This is a genomic window from Leifsonia sp. 71-9, from assembly GCF_001898805.1.
Classification (GTDB): Bacteria; Actinomycetota; Actinomycetes; order Actinomycetales; family Microbacteriaceae; genus Leifsonia.
The window spans coordinates 15607-36144 of record NZ_MKVJ01000022.1; the positions used below are offsets into that span (position 1 = coordinate 15607).

At 70.5% G+C, this 20538-nt stretch carries 20 protein-coding genes and 1 tRNA gene; 13 read left to right on the forward strand and 8 right to left on the reverse strand.

Annotated elements, in window-relative coordinates; all coding sequences use genetic code 11:
• Positions 1-4: 4 nt before the first annotated feature.
• The 3 genes from BGO91_RS20095 to BGO91_RS20105 all read right to left on the reverse strand — a co-directional run bounded on the left by BGO91_RS20095 (position 5) and on the right by BGO91_RS20105 (position 3923).
• Positions 5-943, reverse strand: a complete 939-nt coding sequence (locus tag BGO91_RS20095; RefSeq protein WP_290474516.1) for an NUDIX hydrolase — start codon at positions 941-943, stop codon at positions 5-7.
• A complete protein-coding gene (locus tag BGO91_RS20100; RefSeq protein WP_290474517.1) occupies positions 940-3138 on the reverse strand; it encodes an RNA degradosome polyphosphate kinase in 2199 nt (732 codons plus the stop codon). Before BGO91_RS20100 ends, BGO91_RS20095 begins: the two co-directional genes overlap by 4 nt.
• A gap of 92 nt (positions 3139-3230) precedes the next feature.
• A complete protein-coding gene (locus BGO91_RS20105; protein WP_290474518.1) occupies positions 3231-3923 on the reverse strand; it encodes a response regulator transcription factor in 693 nt (230 codons plus the stop codon).
• Positions 3924-4013: 90 nt separating this feature from the next.
• Between BGO91_RS20105 and BGO91_RS20110 the strand changes: the two genes are divergently transcribed.
• The 3 genes from BGO91_RS20110 (at position 4014) to BGO91_RS20120 (ending at position 6254) form a co-directional block, all read left to right on the forward strand.
• The gene (locus BGO91_RS20110; RefSeq protein ID WP_290474519.1) at positions 4014-4382 is read left to right on the forward strand and encodes a hypothetical protein; all 369 of its coding nucleotides are present in this window, start codon (positions 4014-4016) and stop codon (positions 4380-4382) included.
• 142 nt (positions 4383-4524) lie between these two features.
• Positions 4525-5121, forward strand: coding sequence for an FABP family protein (locus tag BGO91_RS20115; RefSeq protein WP_179701519.1), 597 nt, complete (start codon positions 4525-4527; stop codon positions 5119-5121).
• The gene (locus BGO91_RS20120) at positions 5121-6254 is read left to right on the forward strand and encodes a glycine cleavage T C-terminal barrel domain-containing protein (protein WP_290474520.1); all 1134 of its coding nucleotides are present in this window, start codon (positions 5121-5123) and stop codon (positions 6252-6254) included. Before BGO91_RS20115 ends, BGO91_RS20120 begins: the two co-directional genes overlap by 1 nt.
• A gap of 133 nt (positions 6255-6387) precedes the next feature.
• On the opposite strand, the gene BGO91_RS20125 is transcribed toward BGO91_RS20120, so the two are convergent.
• Positions 6388-7206, reverse strand: a complete 819-nt coding sequence (locus tag BGO91_RS20125; RefSeq protein ID WP_290474521.1) for a class I SAM-dependent methyltransferase — start codon at positions 7204-7206, stop codon at positions 6388-6390.
• Between the two features lie 40 nt (positions 7207-7246).
• Here BGO91_RS20125 and BGO91_RS20130 point away from each other — a divergent pair, with 40 nt between their 5' ends.
• Positions 7247-7996, forward strand: a complete 750-nt coding sequence (locus BGO91_RS20130; protein ID WP_021763853.1) for a phosphoglyceromutase — start codon at positions 7247-7249, stop codon at positions 7994-7996.
• A gap of 88 nt (positions 7997-8084) precedes the next feature.
• Here BGO91_RS20130 and phoU read toward each other — a convergent pair whose 3' ends face one another.
• Positions 8085-8741: a phosphate signaling complex protein PhoU gene (phoU, locus tag BGO91_RS20135; RefSeq protein ID WP_290474522.1), complete on the reverse strand. Its 657-nt coding sequence runs from the start codon at positions 8739-8741 to the stop codon at positions 8085-8087.
• 193 nt (positions 8742-8934) lie between these two features.
• On the opposite strand from phoU, the gene BGO91_RS20140 reads away from it, so the two are divergent.
• Positions 8935-10086 (forward strand): ATP-binding protein, encoded by a 1152-nt coding sequence (locus BGO91_RS20140; RefSeq protein ID WP_290474523.1) that lies wholly within the window; start codon positions 8935-8937, stop codon positions 10084-10086.
• Positions 10083-10766, forward strand: coding sequence for a response regulator transcription factor (locus tag BGO91_RS20145; protein WP_021763856.1), 684 nt, complete (start codon positions 10083-10085; stop codon positions 10764-10766). The genes BGO91_RS20140 and BGO91_RS20145 overlap by 4 nt, the downstream gene beginning before the upstream one ends.
• A gap of 75 nt (positions 10767-10841) precedes the next feature.
• Here BGO91_RS20145 and BGO91_RS20150 read toward each other — a convergent pair whose 3' ends face one another.
• Positions 10842-11402 carry a hypothetical protein gene (locus BGO91_RS20150; protein ID WP_290474524.1) on the reverse strand — a complete coding sequence of 187 codons (561 nt, stop codon included), beginning with the start codon at positions 11400-11402 and terminating at the stop codon, positions 10842-10844.
• Between the two features lie 179 nt (positions 11403-11581).
• On the opposite strand from BGO91_RS20150, the gene BGO91_RS20155 reads away from it, so the two are divergent.
• From BGO91_RS20155 to rlmB, 5 genes are all read left to right on the forward strand, one after another.
• Entirely contained in the window at positions 11582-12064 is a 483-nt protein-coding gene (locus BGO91_RS20155; protein ID WP_021763858.1) for a CarD family transcriptional regulator, read from the forward strand.
• Between the two features lie 150 nt (positions 12065-12214).
• Positions 12215-12853, forward strand: coding sequence for an NAD(P)-dependent oxidoreductase (locus tag BGO91_RS20160; protein ID WP_290474525.1), 639 nt, complete (start codon positions 12215-12217; stop codon positions 12851-12853).
• 40 nt (positions 12854-12893) lie between these two features.
• Positions 12894-14063 (forward strand): 2-C-methyl-D-erythritol 4-phosphate cytidylyltransferase, encoded by a 1170-nt coding sequence (ispD, locus tag BGO91_RS20165; protein WP_290474526.1) that lies wholly within the window; start codon positions 12894-12896, stop codon positions 14061-14063.
• 34 nt (positions 14064-14097) lie between these two features.
• The gene (gene cysS / locus BGO91_RS20170) at positions 14098-15531 is read left to right on the forward strand and encodes a cysteine--tRNA ligase (RefSeq protein ID WP_290474527.1); all 1434 of its coding nucleotides are present in this window, start codon (positions 14098-14100) and stop codon (positions 15529-15531) included.
• On the forward strand, positions 15528-16541 hold the full coding sequence (gene rlmB / locus BGO91_RS20175) for a 23S rRNA (guanosine(2251)-2'-O)-methyltransferase RlmB (protein WP_290474528.1): 1014 nt from the start codon (positions 15528-15530) through the stop codon (positions 16539-16541). Before cysS ends, rlmB begins: the two co-directional genes overlap by 4 nt.
• 94 nt (positions 16542-16635) lie before the next feature.
• Here the strand turns inward: rlmB and BGO91_RS20180 are convergent, their stop codons facing one another.
• Positions 16636-17940: a DUF4032 domain-containing protein gene (locus BGO91_RS20180; protein WP_290474529.1), complete on the reverse strand. Its 1305-nt coding sequence runs from the start codon at positions 17938-17940 to the stop codon at positions 16636-16638.
• Between the two features lie 106 nt (positions 17941-18046).
• Positions 18047-19141, reverse strand: a complete 1095-nt coding sequence (gene ugpC, locus BGO91_RS20185) for a sn-glycerol-3-phosphate ABC transporter ATP-binding protein UgpC (protein WP_290474530.1) — start codon at positions 19139-19141, stop codon at positions 18047-18049.
• Positions 19142-19441: 300 nt separating this feature from the next.
• On the opposite strand from ugpC, the gene BGO91_RS20190 reads away from it, so the two are divergent.
• Both BGO91_RS20190 and BGO91_RS20195 read left to right on the forward strand, forming a co-directional pair.
• On the forward strand, positions 19442-20341 hold the full coding sequence (locus BGO91_RS20190) for a thioredoxin domain-containing protein (RefSeq protein WP_290474531.1): 900 nt from the start codon (positions 19442-19444) through the stop codon (positions 20339-20341).
• Positions 20342-20401: 60 nt separating this feature from the next.
• Positions 20402-20477, forward strand: a tRNA-Thr gene (locus BGO91_RS20195).
• Positions 20478-20538: the final 61 nt, after the last annotated feature.

Consider the following 20538-nt stretch of genomic DNA (forward strand, 5'->3'; position numbering starts at 1 on the left):
CTCATCACGCGACGGCGGGCGCGTACGTCTCGATCGAGATGATCCCGGAGGCCGGATTGGTCGACGACAGGTGCACCACGGAGAAGCCGCCGGTGTCGAGGTCGGCGGCATCGTTCAGGTACGCGCCGGGCATCGTGCCGGTCGCGAGGGCGATCTCGCGAAGGATCTCCGGCAGCACCGGGCCGTGGCTGCACAGCACCGCGTTCTTGCCGGCACGGATGCGCTTGCCGACGACCGAGCGCACGTCGCCCTGGCCCTCCTCGTACGCCTCCTGGCTGATGTCGTGCGTGCGATGCGGCTGGATGCCCGTCGCTGCGGCGAGGGGAGCGACCGTCGCAATGCAGCGGACCGCGTCGCTCGTGACGATGCGCTTCGGCCGCCAGGCGACCAGTGTCGGCACGTCGCCCGCGGCCTGCTTGACGCCGCGGTCGGTGAGGGGGCGGGAAGCGTCGGAGCCGTCCCAGCCGCCGCGCGGCTCGGCTTTGCCGTGCCGCAGGGCGATGAGGGAGAACGTCGAGGTGATGCCCTGGCGCAGGAACCCGTCGAACGCGTCGAGGATCTCGACGTCGCGCTCGTAGGTCAGGTAGCCGCGCGCCTTCTTGATGGTGACCCACTCGACGGCCGCGATCTCGTTGTTCGGGACGAACGTCGACTGCTCGATCGCCTTCGGGGACACCTCGGCCGCCCAGTAGTGCACGATCTTCTCGCGACCGCTGCTCAGCGGGTAGCGGGAGACGCCGAGCGGGAGACCGAGGCCCACCTTCAGCCCGGTCTCCTCGTGGATCTCGCGGATCGCCGTCTGCGGCAGGGTCTCGCCGGGGTCGACCTTGCCCTTGGGGATGGTGACGTCGCCGTACTTGGTGCGGTGCACGACGAGCACGACGATGCGATCGTCCACCACCCGCCAGCACAGGGCGCCGGCGGCGTAGATGGCCGGACTCACCGCCTGCTTCCCGTGCGCTGGCTCCGTGGACGGTGGCTGATCTGCTGCATGAGCTTATTCTGCAGGTCGATCAGCGGTTTGCCGTCCTCGTCGAGGTGGTGGCGGGTCCAGTCGCCGTCTTCGGCGAGCGACCACGCGGCGGTCCGGTCGTCGAACGCGAGGTCGAACAGCCCGTCCAGCTCGGCCAGGTGCTCGGGCGAGGTCAGGCGCACGAGCGCCTCGACGCGGCGGTCGAGGTTGCGGTGCATCATGTCCGCGCTGCCGATGTAGACCTGCGGGTCGCCGTCGTTGACGAACGAGAACACGCGCGAGTGCTCGAGGTACCGGCCCAGCACGGAGCGGACCCGGATGTTCTCGGACAGCCCTTCGCGCCCCGGGACCAGCCCGCAGATGCCGCGCACCCACAGGTCGATCGGGACGCCGGCCTGACTGGCGCGGTAGAGCGCGTCGATGATCGCCTCGTCGACGATGGAGTTGAGCTTGATCCGGATGCCCGAGGGCTTGCCCGCGGCGGCGTTCGCGCGCTCGGTGTCGATCCGCTTGAGCAGCCCCTTGCGCAGGTGGAGCGGCGCGACAAGGAGCCGCTTGAACTTCTTCTCGATCGCGTAGCCCGAGAGCTCGTTGAACAGCCGGGTGAGGTCTTTGCCGACCTGGTCGTCGGCCGTCAGCAGGCCGAGGTCCTCGTAGATGCGCGAGGTCTTCGGGTTGTAGTTGCCGGTGCCGATGTGGCTGTAGTGCTTGAGGACGCCCTTCTCCTCGCGGATGACGAGGGCGAGCTTGCAGTGGGTCTTGAGTCCGACGAGGCCGTACACGACGTGCACGCCGGCCTTCTCGAGCTTCCGGGCCCAGGAGATGTTGTTCTGCTCGTCGAAGCGCGCCTTGATCTCGACGAGGGCCAGGACCTGCTTGCCCGCCTCCGCCGCGTCGATGAGGGCCTCGACGATGGGGCTGTCGCCCGACGTGCGGTACAGCGTCTGCTTGATGGCGAGCACGTGCGGGTCGGCGGCGGCCTGCTCCAGGAACGCCTGGACGCTGGTCGCGAACGACTCGTAGGGGTGGTGCAGCAGGATGTCGCCGCGCGAGACCGCCGCGAACACGTTCGGCTTGGCGTTCGGCTCCGTCGGCATGAGCTGCGCCGCGGTCGTGGGCACGTGGTTCGGGTAGTGCAGGTCGGGCCGGTCGATGCGGGCCAGGTCGAACAGGCCGCCGAGGTCGAGCGGGGCGGGAAGGCGGTAGACCTCCTGCTCCGTGACGTCGAGCTCGCGCACGAGCAGCCCCAGCGTCACGTCGTCCATGTCGTCCGTGACCTCGAGGCGGATCGGCGGACCGAACCGGCGGCGCAGCAGCTCGCGCTCGAGCGCCTGGATGAGGTTCTCCGTCTCGTCCTCGTCGACCTCCACGTCTTCGTTGCGCGTGACGCGGAACACGTGGTGGTCGAGGATCTCCATACCGGGGAAGAGGTCGCCGAGGTGGTTCGCGATGAGGTCCTCAAGGGGGATGAATCTCACCTCGCCCAGACCCTCGCGCTGGTCGATGCGCACGAAGCGGGGGAGCATCTGGGGCACCTTGAGGCGCGCGAACTGCTCCTTGCCCGTGCGCGAGTTGCGCACCCGCACGGAGAGGTTGAGCGAGAGGCCCGAGATGTAGGGGAACGGGTGCGCGGGGTCGACCGCAAGCGGCATCAGCACCGGGAAGATCTGCTGCGAGAACACCTCGCGCATCTGGGCGCGATCGGCCTCGTCGAGCTGGTCCCACGGCACGACGGAGATCCCGGCGGCGTCGAGGTCGGGCTCCACGAGCTCGCGGTAGGCGCGGGCGTGCCGCTCCTGCAGCTCGTGCGCCTTCAGCGAGATGTCGGCGAGGACGTCCTGCGGGGCGCGGCCGACGTTGGTGGGAACGGCCAGACCGGTCGCGATGCGGCGCTTGAGGCCGGCGACGCGCACCATGAAGAACTCGTCGAGGTTGCTCGCGAAGATGGCGAGGAAGTTGGCGCGCTCCAGGACGGGGAGCAGCGGATCCTCGGCGAGCTCGAGCACGCGCTGGTTGAACGCCAGCCAGCTGATCTCGCGGTCGAGGTAGCGATCGTCCGGGAGGTCGGGATCGGGCTCGTAGATGAAGGGCGCGAAGTCGTCGTCGAAATCGCTGCCCAGGCTTCCGGTCAGCCCGTTGTCGAGAAGGATGTCGTCGGAGTCCATGTCCCCATCTTGGCACTCGCCCACGACGTCGGGGACGGGCTCCGGTTAACGGTGGATAAACGCCCCCTCCACAGGCACGCGGTGAGCGCCGCTCAGTGGTGGACGCTGGACGGGACCCGGTCGTTGTCGTCGTCGTACACGTTGAACCGGTAGCCGACGTTGCGCACCGTGCCGATGAGCGACTCCAGGTCGCCCAGCTTCGCGCGCAGGCGCCGCACGTGGACGTCCACCGTGCGGGTTCCGCCGAAGTAGTCGTACCCCCACACCTCGCTGAGCAGCTGCTCGCGGGTGAACACGCGGGAGGGGTGCGTCGCGAAGAAGCGGAGGAGCTCGAACTCCTTGAAGGTGAGGTCGAGTTGGCGTCCGTGCGCCTTGGCCGAGTAGCTCGCCTCGTCGATGGTGATGCCGGACGCCTGGATCTTGCTCTGCGAGTGCTCCTGCGTCTGACGGCCGATCGCGAGGCGGATGCGCGCATCCACCTCGGCAGGGCCGGCCGAGTCGAGCACCCCGTCGCTCGCGCCCCAGTCGGCGCTCACGGCGGTGAGGCCGCCCTCGGTGAGGACGAGCAGAAGCGGCACGGTCACACCGGTCGTCGTCAGGATCTTGCAGAGCGACTTGGCGCTGGCGAGGTCGCGGCGGGCGTCCACGAAGATGAGGTCGCAGCTCGGTGCGTTCACGAGCGCCGCCGGTTCCGCGGGGATCTGGCGGGTGCGATGGCTGAGGAGGGCGAGCGAAGGCAGCACCTCCACGTCGGGCGCAGAGGTGAGGATCAACAGCTGCGCCACCCAGGTCCTCCACCCTCTCGGTGCCGCAATGCTACCCGAAATGCATGCCCCGGCCGTCCGCGGACTCCGCGCTCAGGGCACAATGGGTTCATGAGCGACATCGCGAACGGCGCGCCCGGGCCCGATCTGCCCGGTCCCGGTCCGCATCCGCAGGGGCCTGCCGCGGCCGTCGAGCCGCCGGAGCCGATGCCGCGCCCCGCTCTCTACGGCAGCGTCGGCTCGGTCTGGGCCGTCTCCATCGTGCTCGCGGTGCTCATCGGCATCCTCTCCCCGCACGGCGCCTACGCCTCCTGGCTCTCCCTCGCCCTGGGCGTGAGCGTGCTGCTGGCCTTCGCGGCGCAGCTCGCGACCCAGCGCAAGGACGGCTTCGTCAACCGGCTGGCGGCCACGCTGACGGGCAGCTTCATCATCCTCGGCGTCACCGGAGCCGTCCTCGCCATCGTCTCGGCCGCGAGCTGACATAGACTCTCCCTATGCTCGTCGCTCTCGAACTCTTCTTCGTCGGCCTGCTGGGCCTGGCCACCCTCGCGATCCTCGGCGTCTCCGGACTGGTCGTCTACAACCTCTTCCGCGGCCAGCGCTAGGCGGGGGAGCGGTCACCATGATCGAGATCCCGACCGACCTCCCCTCCGAGCTGGTCCCGCTCTCCTGGCTCATCGGCGTCTGGGAGGGCACCGGCGTGCTCGACTACGCCATCGGCGACGAGCACACGGAACTCGAGTTCGGCCAGCGCGTGAGCTTCAGCCACGACGGCCAGCCGTACCTCAACTACTCGTCGACCTCCTGGATCCTCGACGAGGAGAAGACCCCGCTCGCGGCCGAGACCGGCTACTGGCGGCTCAGCCGCAAGCTGATCGAGGGCGACCAGGGGCCGGCGATGCTGCCGGGCTCCGGACCGCGCCCGTTCGGCACGGCGCAGGCGGTCGAGACGCTGCGCAACTCCAACGGCGCGTTCGACATCGACGTCTCCGTCATCCACCCCGACGGCGTCAGCGAGCTCTACCTCGGCCAGGTGAGCGGTCCGCGCATCGATCTGGCGACCGACGCCGTCGTCCGCACCGCGGGCGCCAAGGAATACACGGCCGCCACCCGCCTCTACGGACTGGTCGAGAACCACCTGCTCTGGGCGTGGGACATCGCCGCGCTCGGTCAGGAACTGCGGACTCACGCGTCCGCGCGCCTCGCCAAGGCGGAGTGATGGCCTCCTCCCCGTTCCTCCGCCTTCCCGGCGCCGTCGACGCGGCCTCGATCCCGGGAACGACGGCCGAGGCCGGCGTCCCCGCGCACTACGGCAACCCGCTCGGGGAGCAGCGCGCGCTCGCCGAGGGCCGCGCCATCGTCGACCTCTCCGACCGCGCCGTGCTCACCATCACCGGCCCGGACCGGCTGAGCTGGCTCAACTCCCTCACCAGCCAGGCGCTCACCCGGCTGCAGCCCGGGGAGTCCTCCGAGACCCTCCTGCTGGATGTGACCGGCCGGGTCGAGCACGCCGTCCGCCTCATCGAGGACGGCGAGACCCTCTGGCTGCTCGTCGACCGCCCCGAGGCCGAGGGCCTGCTGTCGTGGCTCGACCGGATGCGCTTCATGCTCCGCGTCGAGCTCGCCGACCGCAGCGACGACCTCGCGACGATCGGGACGCTCGGCGACCCGCCCCTCCCCATCGCCGCACCGAACGGGGTGCCGCTCATCTGGCACGACCCGTGGCGGGCCGTGGCGGTCGGCGGCCACCAGTACGCGCAGGGCGAGCATCCCGGAGCCGGCTGGACCTGGAGCGAGCGGATCGTCCCGCGCGATGCGCTGGAGTCGATCGTCGCCCGGGTCGAGAGCCGCGAGCTGGTCGTCGCGGGCGCCTCCGCGGCGGACGCCCTGCGCATCGCCGCCTGGCGGCCGCGGTTCTCCACCGAGGTCGACGAGCGCACCATCCCGCACGAGCTCGACTGGCTGCGCAGCGCCGTCCACCTCGACAAGGGGTGCTACCGCGGGCAGGAGACGGTGGCGAAGGTCCACAACCTCGGCCACCCGCCGCGCCGCCTCGTGATGCTGCACCTGGACGGCTCCGAAGGCGCCCATCCTGTGCGCGGAGCGGCCGTCTCGCTGGGCGAGAAGGAGGTCGGAACCGTGACCTCCACCGCCCTGCACTACGAGCTCGGGCCGATCGCGCTCGCCGTGGTCAAGCGCAGCACGGCACCCGACGAGACCCTCACGGTCGACGCCGACGGCACGCTCGTGGCGGCCGCGCAGGAGGTCGTCGTGCCTCCCGGCGCCGGCGCCGAGGCGCAGATCCCGCACCTCCCGCGCCTGGGAGCGGTCACGCGCCGTCCCCGCGCCTGAACCCCACCTCCCTGCCGCGAGATTCGTCACAAATGTCGCGAATGCGGTGCCCTCAGCCAGCATTTGTCACAAATGTCGCGAATGCGGCGCCCGGAGTCGACATTTGGGCCAAATGTGGGGAGGGGTGGACGCGTCAGGCGGGTGCGACGGCGCTCCAGGCGACGGTGAGCTCGCCGAGACGCCAGCGCGAGCGACCGCCGATGACGGGCCAGCCGGCGTCGCGCATCCCCTGGGCGACCGCGATCCAGCGCTGTGACGGGCCGTAGGCGGCCAGCGGCGAGTGGATGCGCCACAGCCGGTCCAGCTCGGTCAGGAAAGCGTGCACGCGCTCACCGGGGACGTTGCGGTGGATGAGCGCCTTCGGCAGTCGCTCCGCCACGATGGAGGGCGCATCCAGCCCGCGCAGACGCAGCGACACCGTGAGGGAGACCGGTCCGCCGGGATCGAGCGCGACCCAGCTCGCGATGCGGCCGATCTCGTCGCAGGTGCCCTCGACCAGGAGGCCGCCGGGCTGGAGGCGCGAGAGCATCCGGTTCCAGGCGCCGGCGACCTCCGTCTCGTCGTACTGGCGCAGGACGTTGAACGCGCGGATCACCGCCGCGCGTCGCCCGTCCGGCAGCGGCACCTCGAACCCGCCCAAGGCGAAGCGGATGCGCGCGTCGGCGGCGAAACCGGTCCGACCGGCCCGCACGGCGGCGAGCTGCTCGTCGGCGGTGCGCACCCGGGCGGGCTCGATCTCGAGCCCGACGACCTCCACGTCTGGACGCGTCTTCGCCAGCCGCTGGTGCAGTTCGAGCGCGGTCACGCCGCTGGCGCCGTAGCCGAGGTCGACGACGAGCGGGTCGGAGGCGCGGCGAAGCACCGGCTGGGCCGCGACCCAGCGGTCGACGCGGCGCAGCCGGTTGGTGTTGGTCGTGCCACGCGTCACCGTGCCGATCGCACCGGAAGCCATCGCTCCAGTCTGCCGTACCCGGCACGGTAGATTAGGAGCCATGTCCGCGCCCTACACTTTGATCCTTCTCCGCCACGGCAACAGCGAGTGGAACCAGAAGAACCTGTTCACCGGCTGGGTGGACGTCCGGCTCAGCGAGCAGGGCGTCACCGAGGCCAAGCGTGCCGGCGAGCTGCTCGCCGAGTCCGGGCTGCAGCCCGACATCCTCTACACGTCCGTCCTGACCCGCGCGATCCAGACCGCGAACTACGCGCTGGACGTCTCCGACCGGCTCTGGATCGACGTCAAGCGCTCCTGGCGCCTCAACGAGCGCCACTACGGCGCTCTGCAGGGTCTCGACAAGGCCGAGACGCTCGAGAAGTACGGCCCCGAGCAGTTCCAGCTGTGGCGCCGCTCGTTCGACGTCCCGCCGCCGCCGCTCGACGACGACAGCGAGTTCTCGCAGGCGCACGACCCGCGCTACGCGGGGCTCGGCGACGACCTCCCGCGCACCGAGTGCCTGAAGGACGTCATCGAGCGGATGCTGCCGTACTGGGAGTCCGACATCACGGTCAGCCTCGCCGAGGGCAAGACGGTGCTCGTCACCGCGCACGGCAACTCGCTGCGGGCGCTGGTGAAGCACCTCGACGGCATCTCCGATGACGACATCGCCGAGCTCAACATCCCGACCGGTATCCCGCTCGTCTACAAGCTCGACGCGGACTTCCGCCCGACCGAGCCCGCCTACTACCTCGACCCGGAGGCCGCCGCAGCCGGCGCCGCCGCCGTCGCCGCGCAGGGCAAGAAGTAGCCGCCAGCCGCCGAGCACAGCAAAAAGGCTCCCGAATCGACGATTCGGGAGCCTTTTTGCTGTGCTCGGCGGCTACGGAGCGGTGGGGTCAGGAGGCGAGCTCGGGGGCCCAGTCGCCGGTCGCGAGGTACTGGACCTTCTTGGCGATCGAGACGGCGTGGTCCGCGAAGCGCTCGTGGTAACGGGAGGCGAGGGTCGCGTCGACGGTGTCGACCGCCTGGCCCTTCCACGTCTCGCCGAGGACCTTGTCGAAGACGCTGGCGTGCAGCTCGTCGACGTCGTCGTCGTCGTTGCGGATCTCGTCCGCGAGACGGATGTCCTGCGAGCGGAGCAGCTCGGCGAGCTTCTCGGCGATGGCCACGTCGAGGCGCCCCATCTCGGCGAAGGTGGCGCGCAGGCCCTTCGGCACCACCTTGTCCGGGAAGCGGTAGCGGGAGAGCTGGGCGATGTGCTCGGCCATGTCGCCCATGCGCTCGAGCGACGCGCTGATGCGCAGGGCGCTGACGACGATGCGCAGGTCGCGCGCGACCGGCTGCTGGCGGGCGAGGATCTGGATGGAGAGCTCGTCGAGGAGCACGGTGAGCTCGTCGATCTTCTTGTCGTTCGCGATGACGTCCTCGGCGAGCGAGACGTCGGACTCGTTGAAGGCCCGCGTCGCATCCTGGATCGAGCGGACGACGAGCTCGGCGATCTCGACGAGGCGGTCCTGGACTTCGGCCAGCTCCTGCTGGAAAACTTCGCGCATGGGGGTGGGATCCTTCCTGGGCGTGCGCGGGCACGCGGGATGCGGGGGTCGACTGACCCCGCTCAGCATGTTCGCCGCATCAGGTTAACAGTGGGTGACCTGAGCTCGAACACTGTCTAACGTACCCGCGAAAACACGCGGCGGAACGGGGCACGCGGCCAACCCGTGTTCCGCCATCCCATACGCTTGCCGCATGGACTCCGCCTGGTTGGTGCTGCTCTCGCTGGGCTTGGGCCTCGCCGTCGGCGCCGGATTCGTGTGGATCCTGCACGTCGCCGCCCGGCGCGGCGACCATGCCGCGGCCGTGGTGAACCCCGCCGTGCCCGACGGCGTCGACCAGGTGCTCGACGCGATGGAGTCGGCCGGTGTCGTGATCGACCCGTCGAACAACGTGATCAAGGCCTCCCCGGGCGCCCACGCCATCGGGCTCGTCTGGGGCGGGACGCTCGTGCACCCGCACCTCGTCGAGCTCGTCGACCGCGTGCGCCGTTCCGGCGAGCCGGTCACGGAGGACTGCGAACTGGCGCGCGGGCCGTTCGGCGACGCGAACATCCACCTGAGCGTGCGGGTGGCGCGGCTCGGCTCCCGCTACATCCTGCTGCTCGCGGAGGACCGCACGGAGTCGTTCCGGCTCGACTCGGTGCGCCGCGACTTCGTGGCGAACATCAGCCACGAGCTGAAGACCCCGATCGGCGCCGTGGGCCTGCTGGCCGAAGCGCTCGACGGCGCCTCCGACGACCCCGAGCAGGTGCGCCGGTTCGCGCACCGGCTGAGCGAGGAGGCGGACAGGCTGGCCCGCATCACCCGCGACATCATCGAGCTCAGCCGGCTGCAGGCCACGGACGCGCTCGGCGACGCCCGCACCCTGTCCGCCGCCAAGATCGTGAAGGCCGCCATCGACCAGAACCGGGTGGCGGCGGAGGCGCGCGGCATCGAGATCGCCATGCGCGGCGAGAAGGCGGCGGAGGTCCTCGGCAACGAGAGCCTGCTCGTCACCGCGGTCGACAACCTCATCTCGAACGCCATCCAGTACTCGCCGGACGAGTCCCGCGTCGGCATCGGCGTCCGCACCCTCGACGGCGTCGTCGAGATCGCGGTCACCGACCAGGGCGAGGGGATCCCCGAGGACGACCTCGACCGCGTCTTCGAGCGGTTCTTCCGCGTGGATCAGGCCCGGTCGCGCAACACCGGCGGCACCGGCCTCGGCCTGTCGATCGTCAAGCACGCCGTCCAGAACCACGGTGGCGAGGTGCGCGTCTGGTCGCAGCCGGGACGCGGCTCCACCTTCACCATCCGGCTGCCCGAAGCCTCCACCGTTCGTCCCCCGATAGGAGAGAACCCGTGACATCCATCCTGCTCGTCGAGGATGAGGCCGCGCTCAGCGAGCCGCTCGCCTACCTGCTCGGCCGTGAGGGCTACGAGGTGACCGTTGCCGAGGACGGCCCGACCGCCCTCGCCGAATTCGACAAGGGCGGCGCGGACCTCGTGCTGCTCGACCTGATGCTCCCGGGCATCCCGGGCACGGAGGTGTGCCGCGAGATCCGCTCGCGCTCGAACGTGCCGATCATCATGCTGACCGCCAAGGACTCCGAGGTGGACATCGTGGTGGGCCTGGAGCTCGGGGCCGACGACTACGTGACCAAGCCGTACTCGTCGCGGGAGCTCCTCGCCCGCATCCGCGCCGTGCTCCGCCGCCGGGTGGATGCGGAGGAGCTCGAGGACGACGGCATCCTGGAGGCCGGCACCGTCCGCATGGACGTGGACCGCCACACGGTCGCCGTGAACGGCTCCGAGATCTCCATGCCGCTGAAGGAATTCGAGCTGCTGGAGCTGCTGCTCCGCAACGCCGGACGCGTGCTCACCCGCGGTCAGCTCATCGACCGGGTGTGGGGGAGCGACTACTTCGGCGACACCAAGACGCTCGACGTGCACATCAAGCGCATCCGCTCGCGCATCGAGGAGAGCCCCTCCGAGCCGCAGATGCTCGTGACGGTGCGCGGCCTGGGCTACCGCTTCAACGCCTGACCCGCGACCCCGTCGCGAACGACGAAGCCGCCCCTCGCAGTGAGGGGCGGCTTCGTCGTGTGTCGTGGGGCCGGGCTACGGCGCCGGGGTCTCCGTCGGAGTCGGCGTCTCGGTCGGCGTCGGGACGGCGGTCGGCGTGGACGTCGGCAGCTGGAGCGGCGGGACGAGGCTCTCGTACTCGGGGAGCGCGCCGTCGAGGACGGGCACCTGAAGCTGCACGCCGGTCTGGTCGCCGTACTGGAAGTAGACGGGGAACAGGCTGCCGGGCAGCGAGGAGAACGGCGAGAAGAAGACGTTGCCGGAGGTCGACTTCGGCGAGGTGCCGACCTTCTTCGTCTGGCCGGCGTCGACGGTCACGTAGGCGGGCTCGGTGCTCTTGTCGCCCGCCGTGACGGCGACGCGCTGGGCGGTCGAGCCGGTGTTCACGAGGGTCACGACGAGGTTGCCGACCGTGCCGCCGGAGGCGTCGGTGACGATGATCGCGTTGCGGACGTCGACGCTGCCGACGCTGCCGCTGACGCCGTCGCTCGCGTCGTAGTGCTTCGTGGTGGCCTGCGGGGCGATGAGGCCGCAGCCCGCGGTGCCGAATGCAACCGTCAGGGCGAGGACGACGGACGCCGCGACTCGAGCTTTCACTGGATGACCCTCCCGATCGTTCCGCTCGACGGCGCGGTGCAGCCTTGTCAGAAAGCGGAGATTCGAGTCGAGTTTAGCGTATGCGCGAGGGCGCTTCGGGGGCCCCGGAAGGTGCGGGAGCGAACCTTAGCATGTGCCTCGTGTGGTATCCTATTCTTTGCTGAAGGGACAACATATCTATGCTTTTCGAGGTTGGCGAAACCGTCGTTTACCCCCATCACGGTGCTGCAACGATCACCGAGGTCAAGAAACGAATCATCAAGGGTGAAGAGAAGCTGTACCTCAAGCTCAACGTGACCCAGGGCGACCTGACCATCGAGGTCCCCGCTGAGAACGTCGACCTCGTCGGGGTCCGCGACGTGATCGGCAAAGAGGGCCTGGACCGCGTCTTCGAGGTCCTGCGTGCTCCGTTCACCGAGGAGCCCACGAACTGGTCCCGCCGCTACAAGGCGAACCTGGAGAAGCTGGCGTCGGGCGACGTCATCAAGGTCTCGGAGGTCGTCCGCGACCTCTGGCGCCGCGATCAGGACCGCGGCCTTTCGGCCGGCGAGAAGCGCATGCTGGCGAAGGCTCGCCAGATCCTGATCTCCGAGCTCGCGCTGGCGGAGAAGACCGATGACGAGAAGGCGTCCAGCCTGCTCGACGAGGTCCTCGCGTCCTAGCGACTCACCTGCTTTTTCCTGCGGCCCCGCGACCTTCTGGTCGCGGGGCCGCATACGTTCACGGGCATATCCTCGCGGAACGGCCGGCGTGGGACTAGCGTTTCGAGTCGATGGCGGCATCCGCCGCCCGAGCGGAAGCGGGGTGCAACCATGGCGCGAGTGGTCGTCGTCGGAGGAACGGGATTCACCGGATCGCGGATCGTGCGCGAGGCCGCGCGGCGGGGGCACGAAGTCGTGTCGCTCAGCCGCTCTGTGCCGGAGGAGAAGGTCGACGGCGTCGAGTACGTCGCGGGAGCCGCGGCCGATGCGTCGGCGCTGGTCGACGGGGCCGACGTGGTCGTCGGCGCCCTGTCGCCGCGCGGTAACACGGCGGGCACCCTGGTCGGCGTCTACTCGCAGCTCGGGGAGGCGGCGGCACGCGCCGGCGCCCGGCTGGTGGTGGTGGGCGGCTTCAGCTCGCTGCGCCCCGCTCCCGGCGCTCCGCGGTTCGCGGAGGGCGACGACCTGCCGCCCCAGTTCGTCGAGGAGGCGCGGGAGATGAACGACGTGCTCACCGCGCTCGGCGCGACCCCGGACGAGCTCGACTGGTTGTTCGTCAGCCCGGCCGCCGCCTACGGCGCGTACGCCCCGCAGGGCGAGCGGCGCGGGGAGTACCGCGTCGGCGAGGATGTCGCACTGTTCGACGCTGCGGGGGAGTCGACGATCGGCGGCGAGGACTTCGCGACAGCTGTGCTCGACGAGATCGAGCATCCGACGCGTCGCCGCGCGCAGATCCACTTCGCCTATTGAGGCGGGCCGCGCGGCAGGGGCGCCCCGGTAGTCTCGTGGGGTGAACAGCAGCATCCCGGACCCGCGCGTGGCCGTCGTCGTCGTCGCCGCCGGGAGCGGCACCCGGTTGGGCGCCGGGCTCCCCAAGGCGTTCGTGCGGCTGGCCGGCCGCACCCTGCTCGAGCGCTCGCTCGCGGCCGTGCGCGGCCTCGCCGAGCCGGTGCAGACGATCGTGGTCGCCCCCGCCGACCTCCTGGACGAGGCGCAGGGGATCGCGGGCGCGACGCTCGGCGACCTCGCTCCGGTGGCGGTCGTCGTGGGCGGGGACACCCGGCAGCAGTCGGTGGCCGCGGGACTCGCTGTGCTCGCGTCCGGGGTGGAGGTCGTGCTCGTCCACGACGCCGCACGCGCGCTGACACCGTCCTCGCTCTTCGACGCGGTCGTCTCCGCGGTCCGCGCGACCGGGCACGGCGTCATCCCCGGCCTGCCGGTGAGCGACACGATCAAGCGGGTGTCGGTCGACGGCGCCGTGCACGAGACGGTCGACCGCTCGGAGCTCTCGGCCATCCAGACCCCGCAGGGCTTCCCGCGGGACCAGCTGCTGGCCGCGTACGCCGCCGCCGAGCGGGACGAGACCGACGACGCCGGCCTCGTCGCCGCAGCGGGCCATCCCGTCTCCGTCGTGCCCGGCGACGCGCACGCGTTCAAGATCACCACGCCGTGGGACCTGCGCCGGGCCGAGGAGCTGCTCGGCGCCTCCGCCGTCCCGCGCACCGGGTTCGGCAGCGACACCCACGCCTTCGACGCCGACGCGGAGCTCTGGCTCGCCGGGCTGCACTGGCCGGGGGAGCGCGGCCTCGCCGGCCACAGCGACGGCGACGCGGTCGCGCACGCCATCGTCGACGCCCTGCTGTCGGCGGCGGGCCTCGGCGACATCGGGAGCGTCTTCGGCACCGGCGACCCGCGCTTCGCCGACGCGCGCGGCGAGGTCTTCCTGGCCGAGACGCGCCGCCTGGTCGAGGAGGCCGGCTACCGCATCGGCAACGTCGCCGCGCAGATCGTCGGCAACCGGCCGATCTTCTCGCCGCGGCGGGCGGAGGCGCAGGAGGCGCTCACGGCGGTGCTCGGAGCCCCGGTCTCGGTCAGCGCGACGACCACCGACGGCCTCGGCTTCACCGGCCGCGGGGAGGGCGTCGCCGTCTTCGCGACCGCCCTGCTGCTCCCGCGCTGAGCGGCGGAGGCGCGCGGCCCGTAGGCTGTATGCCGTGACTCTGCGACTCTACGACACGAAGGCCGGCGCCCTGCGCGACTTCGTCCCCCTCCGCCCCGGCGCCGTGGGGATGTACGTGTGCGGCCCCACCGTCCAGTCGTCGCCGCACATCGGGCACCTGCGTTCGGCCCTGGTCTACGACCAGCTGCGCCGCTGGCTCACCTACCGCGGGCTGGATGTCACGCTCGTGCGCAACGTCACCGACATCGACGACAAGATCCTGATCAACGCGGCGGCCGCGCAGGCCGACGGCGGCAGCGAGGAGTGGTGGGCCCTGGCCTACCGGTTCGAGCTGGAGTTCACCGCCGGGTACACGGCGCTCGGCGTGCAGCCGCCGACGTACGAGCCGCGGGCGACCGCCAGCATCCCGCAGATGCAGGAGCTCATCGCTCGGCTGATCAAGCGCGGGCACGCATACGCCGCCGCCGACGGCTCCGGCGACGTCTACTTCGACGTGAAGAGCTGGAGCGCCTACGGCGAGCTCACCCGGCAGAGCATCGACAACATGGAGGCGGCGGCCGACGCCGACCCGCGCGACAAGCGCGACCCGCGCGACTTCGCCCTCTGGAAGGGCCGCAAGGCCGACGAGCCGGAGTCGGCGGCGTTCCCCTCCCCGTGGGGCGACGGACGTCCGGGCTGGCACATCGAGTGCTCCGCGATGTCGCGGCGCTACCTCGGGCCGCAGTTCGACATCCACGGCGGCGGCCTCGACCTGCGCTTCCCGCACCACGAGAACGAGCTGGCCCAGTCGACCGCGGCGGGCGACGCGTTCGCCAACTACTGGGTGCACAACGGCCTGGTACACGTCAACGGGCAGAAGATGAGCAAGTCGCTCGGCAACTCGGTCTACGCGGCCGACCTGCTCGGCGCCGCGCGCCCGCTCGTCGTCCGCTACTACCTCGGCTCGGCGCACTACCGCTCCACCATCGACTTCCACGACGGCTCGCTCGCCGAGGCGGAGGCGGCCCTCGACCGCATCGCCGGTTTCTTCGAGCGCGTCGACCGCCGGCTCGCCGGCACCCGCTTCGCCGGCAGCGGCGCAGAGGTCGTCCCCGACGCGTTCGCCGCGGCGATGGACGACGACCTCGCCGTGCCGCAGGCGCTCGCCGTGCTGCACGACACCGTGCGCACAGGAAACGCGGCGCTGGATGCGGAAGACTTGGAGGCCGCCGCATCCGCGCGCGGTCAGGCCCTCGCGATGACCGAGGTCCTGGGCATCAACCCGCTGTCCCCGCAGTGGAGCCGTTCGGGCTCGTCCGCCGCCGACGCGGCGCTCGGCCAGCTCGTCTCGCGACTGCTCGACGACCGTCAGGCCGCCCGGCAGGCGCGCGACTTCGCCTCTGCCGACCGCATCCGCGACGAGCTGATCGGCGCGGGCATCACCATCGAAGACACCCCGACGGGGTCGCATTGGAGTATCGAAGCATGAAGAGTTCGGGTGGCAAGTCCCGCGGCGGCGCCGTGAGGAAGGGGCGCAAGGGCGCCCAGGTCGGCAGCGGAGGCAACGGGCGCCGGGCGCTCGAGGGCAAGGGGCCGACGCCCAAGGCGGAGGACCGCGAGTACCACGTCGCGCACAAGGCCAAGGTGCTGCGCGAGCGCGCCGCGGCCAAGCATGCGGGGCGCGGCGGTCGTGACGCCGCACCGCGTGGTGCCTCGGGCGCTGCCCGTCGCGCCAAGTCCGGGGACGAGAGCGAGATCGTCACCGGTCGCAACTCGGTGCTCGAGGCTCTGCGCGCGCGCATCCCGGCCACGACGCTGTACATCGCCGCGCGCGTGGAGATGGACGACCGGATGAAGGAGATCCTCTCCATCGCGACCGGCCGTGGCATCCCCGTGCTCGAGATCATGCGCCCCGAGCTCGACCGCCTCGCCGGCCGGGACGCCGTGCACCAGGGCGTCGCGCTCAAGGTGCCGCCGTACGAGTACGCCCACCCCGGCGAGCTGCTCGACCTCACCCTGCGCAAGGGCGAGACGCCGCTGTTCGTGGCCCTCGACGGCATCACCGACCCGCGCAACCTCGGCGCGATCATCCGCTCGACCGCCGCGTTCGGCGGCCAGGGCGTCATCGTGCCGCAGCGTCGTTCGGTCGGCATGACCGCCTCCGCGTGGAAGACCTCGGCCGGCGCCGCGGCGCGCACGCCCGTCGCGATGGCCGCCAACCTGACCCAGACGCTCAAGGCGTACAAGCAGGCGGGCGTCTTCGTCCTCGGCCTCGACGGCGGCGGCGACCTCTCGCTGCCCGGCCTGTCGTTCGCCGACCGGCCGGTCGTCATCGTCGTCGGCAGCGAGGGCAAGGGCCTGTCCCGCCTCGTCACCGAGACCTGTGACGCCGTCGTCTCCATCCCGATCAGCGACGCGACCGAGTCCCTCAACGCGGGCATCGCCGTCAGCGTCACCCTCTACGAGATCGCGAAGCTGCGCGCGGAGTCCGCGAAGTAGCAGCCGGGCACCCGCCGAGTACGCGGAACGTCCGACGAAAACCGCCGAGTGCGCAGAGAATCTGCGCACTCGGCGGTTTCGTCGTGCAGCGGCGTCAGACCTTCGAGCGCCAGTCGTCGTCGTCGTCCTCGTCGTCGTCGAGGCCGGCGGCGCGCCGGATGGTCGGGATGCTCATGGTGTCCGTGGGCGGTGCGATCACGGTGGCCTCGTCGCGGCGGTGGCGGAGCACGTCGTTGATGTACGACGTGAGGGCCTCCGCGAGCGGCACGTCGCGGCCCTCCCGCTGCGACATGAACCAGCGGTGCTCGAGGAGCTGGTGGAACACCTCCGCCGGCTCGAGCTTGCCCTTCAGGTCGGCCGGGATGGCGCGGACCACGGGCTCGAAGACGCGCAGCAGCCACTCGTGCGCCATCGCCTCCTCGTCGAGCCCCTGCTTGCCCAGCGTGGCCGAGTAGGAGTCGAGGTCGTTCAGCAGGCGGCGGGCCTGATTCTCGCCGGTGTCGAGGCCGGTGAGGCGCAGGAGACGGCGCTGGTGGTGCCCGGCGTCGACGACCTTGGGCTGGATGCGGACGGTGGTGCCCGCATCCGAGGTCTTGATCGCGAGCTCCTCGATGTCGAAGCCCAGCTCGTTGAGGCGCTCGACGCGCTGGCTGATGCGCCAGCGCTCGGACGACGAGAAGGACTCGCTGCCCGTCAGCTCCTTCCAGAGCGAACGGTAGGCCGCGACGATGCCGTTGGAGACGCTGATCGGGTCGAGCTCCTCGTCGATGCGGCCGCCGGCCTCCAGATCCATCAGCTCGCCGGCGATATTGACGCGGGCGATCTCGAGGTCGTTCTCGCGCTGGCCGTTCGAGAGGCCGTCGTACAGCTGGCCGGTCTCGGCGTCGACGAGGTACGCGGCGAACGAACCGGCGTCGCGGCGGAAGAGCGTGTTGGAGAGCGACACGTCGCCCCAGAAGAAGCCGACGATGTGGAGGCGCACGAGCAGCACGGCCAGTGCATCCACGAGCCGCGTGGCCGTGTCGGGGCGCAGCGTCTGCGAGAACAGGGCGCGGTAGGGGAGCGAGAACTTGAGGTGGCGGGTGACGAGGGCGGCGTTCAACTCGTTGCCGTCGTCGTCGGTGCGGTTCTTGATGACCGCCACCGGGTCGACGCAGGGCACGTCGAGGCGCTGCAGGGTGCGGAGCATGTCGTACTCGCGCTGCGCCATCTCCGCCGTCGTCTCCTTGATGGCGATGACGTAGCCCGAGAGGTTGGCGAAACGCACGAGGTGCCGGCTGATGCCCTTCGGCAACAGTGCGATGTGCTCGGCCGACCACTGATCGAGCGGGATGTTCCACGGGAGGTCGAGCAGCGCGGGGTCGACGGTCGCGGCGGTGATGTTGACGGAGCCGGGCATGAGAGTGCCTTCCGGTGTCGGTGCTGAGGGGAAAAGCACTCTGCCGCAGCCCGGGAACCGGACTGCGGCAGAGTGTGATTCCTGTTGGAGCCTAGTGCGTGCGACCTCAGTCGACGACGGCGCCGCCGAGGCGCTCGCCCGACTCCGCGTGGAACGCGTGGACGTGGCCCGGCTTCGGGGTGATGAAGACGGTGTCGCCGGCGTTCGGGTGCACGCGGCCGTCGACGCGGCCGACGATGTCGGTGCGCTTGCCGTCGACCTCCGAGTGACCGTACAGGTAGCCGTCGGCGCCGAGCTCCTCGACGAGGTCGACCGTCACCTTGAGGCCGCTGCCCTCGGTGGACGACACGACGACGTCCTCCGGGCGGACACCGATGGTCACGGCGGTGCCGGCGGCGGCGAGGATGTCGCGCTCGACCGGGACGACCGCGTTGCCGAACTTGATGCCGCCGTCGGTGACGTCGGCCGTGAACAGGTTCATGGCCGGGCTGCCGATGAAGCCGGCGACGAAGACGTTCTTCGGCTGCGCGTACAGGTCGCGCGGGGTGCCGACCTGCTGCAGGACGCCGTCCTTGAGGACCGCGATGCGGTCGCCCATGGTGAGCGCCTCGGTCTGGTCGTGGGTCACGTAGACGGTGGTGACGCCGAGGCGGCGCGTCAGCGACGCGATCTGCGTACGGGTCTGGACGCGGAGCTTGGCGTCGAGGTTCGACAGCGGCTCGTCCATGAGGAACACCTGGGGGGAGCGGACGATCGCGCGGCCCATGGCGACGCGCTGACGCTGACCACCGGAGAGGGCCTTCGGCTTGCGGCCGAGGTACGGCTCCAGGTCGAGCAGCTTGGCGGCCTCGAGGACGCGCTGTGCACGCTCCTCCTTGCCGACGCCCGCGATCTTGAGCGCGAAGCCCATGTTCTCGGCGACGGTCATGTGCGGGTACAGCGCGTAGTTCTGGAACACCATCGCGATGTCGCGGTCCTTCGGCGGCACGTCGGTGACGTTGCGCTCGCCGATGAAGATGTTGCCGTCGTTGACCTCTTCCAGACCCGCGAGCATGCGGAGGGAGGTCGACTTGCCGCAGCCGGACGGGCCGACGAGGACGAGGAATTCGCCGTCCGCGATGTCGAGGTCGAGCGCGTCCACGGCGGGACGGTTGGAACCCGGGTAGAGCCGGGTCGCCTTGTCGTAAGTGACAGTCGCCATTTCTTTCTTTTCTCCTTCACCGGCAGGTACGTGCCGGACGATCCGTTGTGATGGATGAACGTGGCGTCGACGTCCGTTGGGCATCGGCGCCGCAATCCCCCATAATATGGCATCGGCGAGGGTGTCGACGACCGTCCCTGGGTCGGGACGCCCAAGCCGTGCCCCAGTACGTCCAGCGACCGTCTGGCCTATTCCCAGACTGGCGGAATACGATCGTCCGGTTGCGTGCGTCCCGGCGCACGACGACGCCGCTGCGTCCCCCTGCGCAGCCCCGATCGACCCCGAGAGTGTGATTCCCCCATGACCGATCCCGACGAGAGCGGCGATGTCCGCGCGGCCGCACGGGAGAAAGCCCGGCAGCTCCGCACATCCCAGCAGCGCAAGGACCGTCGCAACCGGGCCCTGATCGGCGGTGGCATCGCGATCGGCGTGCTCGCCGTGATCGCCATCGTCGCCGTCGTCATCGTCGGCGCCATCCGCCCGACCGTGCCCGGCCCGAAGAACATGGCCAGCGACGGCGTCGTGGTCGGCGCCGGCCTCAAGGTCGCGACCACTCCGGCGCTCGCGGCCGACTCGAAGCCCGTCGCGAGCACGCCCGACCCGGACGGCGCGGCCGTGGACATCCGCATCTACGCCGACTACCTGTGCGACCTCTGCGGCGACTTCCAGCGCACGAACCTCTCGCAGCTGGAGCCGCTGGTGAAGGATGGCGCGGTCACCGTCGAGATGCACCCCGTCGCGATCTACACCAGCCACTCGGCCGGCACGAAATACTCGCTCCGCGCGGCGAACGCCGCCGCCTGCGTGGCGAACTACTCGCCGGAGGCCTTCTGGGCGTTCAACTCGTCGCTGTTCGAGAAGCAGCCCAAGGAGGGCAGCCCCGGTCTCAGCGACCAGCAGCTGAAGTCCCGCGTCGCCTCCGCGAAGGCGGCCAGCGTCTCCAGCATCGACTCGTGCATCGACGACGGCCGGTTCAAGACCTGGGTGACCACGGCGAGCGACCGCGCCCTGAGCGGCCCCATCCCGAACTCCGATGTGAAGAAGATGACGAACGCGCTCCTCGTGCTGGTGAACGGCAAGCCGTACACGGGCTCGCTCACCAGCGCCGACGACTTCAAGGCGTTCATCCTGCAGGCCCAGGGCGACGAGTACTCCTCGACCTCGACCCCCACGCCCTCGCCGACCCCGTCCGCCGGCTGACCCCTCCGGACGATCCTCACGCCATCCTCTAGGATGGTGCGCGACGGGCCAGCCGTCGTCGCCGGCTTAGCTCAGTTGGTAGAGCACTCGCCTTGTAAGCGAGCGGTCGCGGGTTCGAGTCCCGCAGCCGGCTCCATTTTCCCCTCCTCCTTCCCCCTCCCTTCGTCGCGCTCTTGTCGCGCTGCCGTCGCATGCCT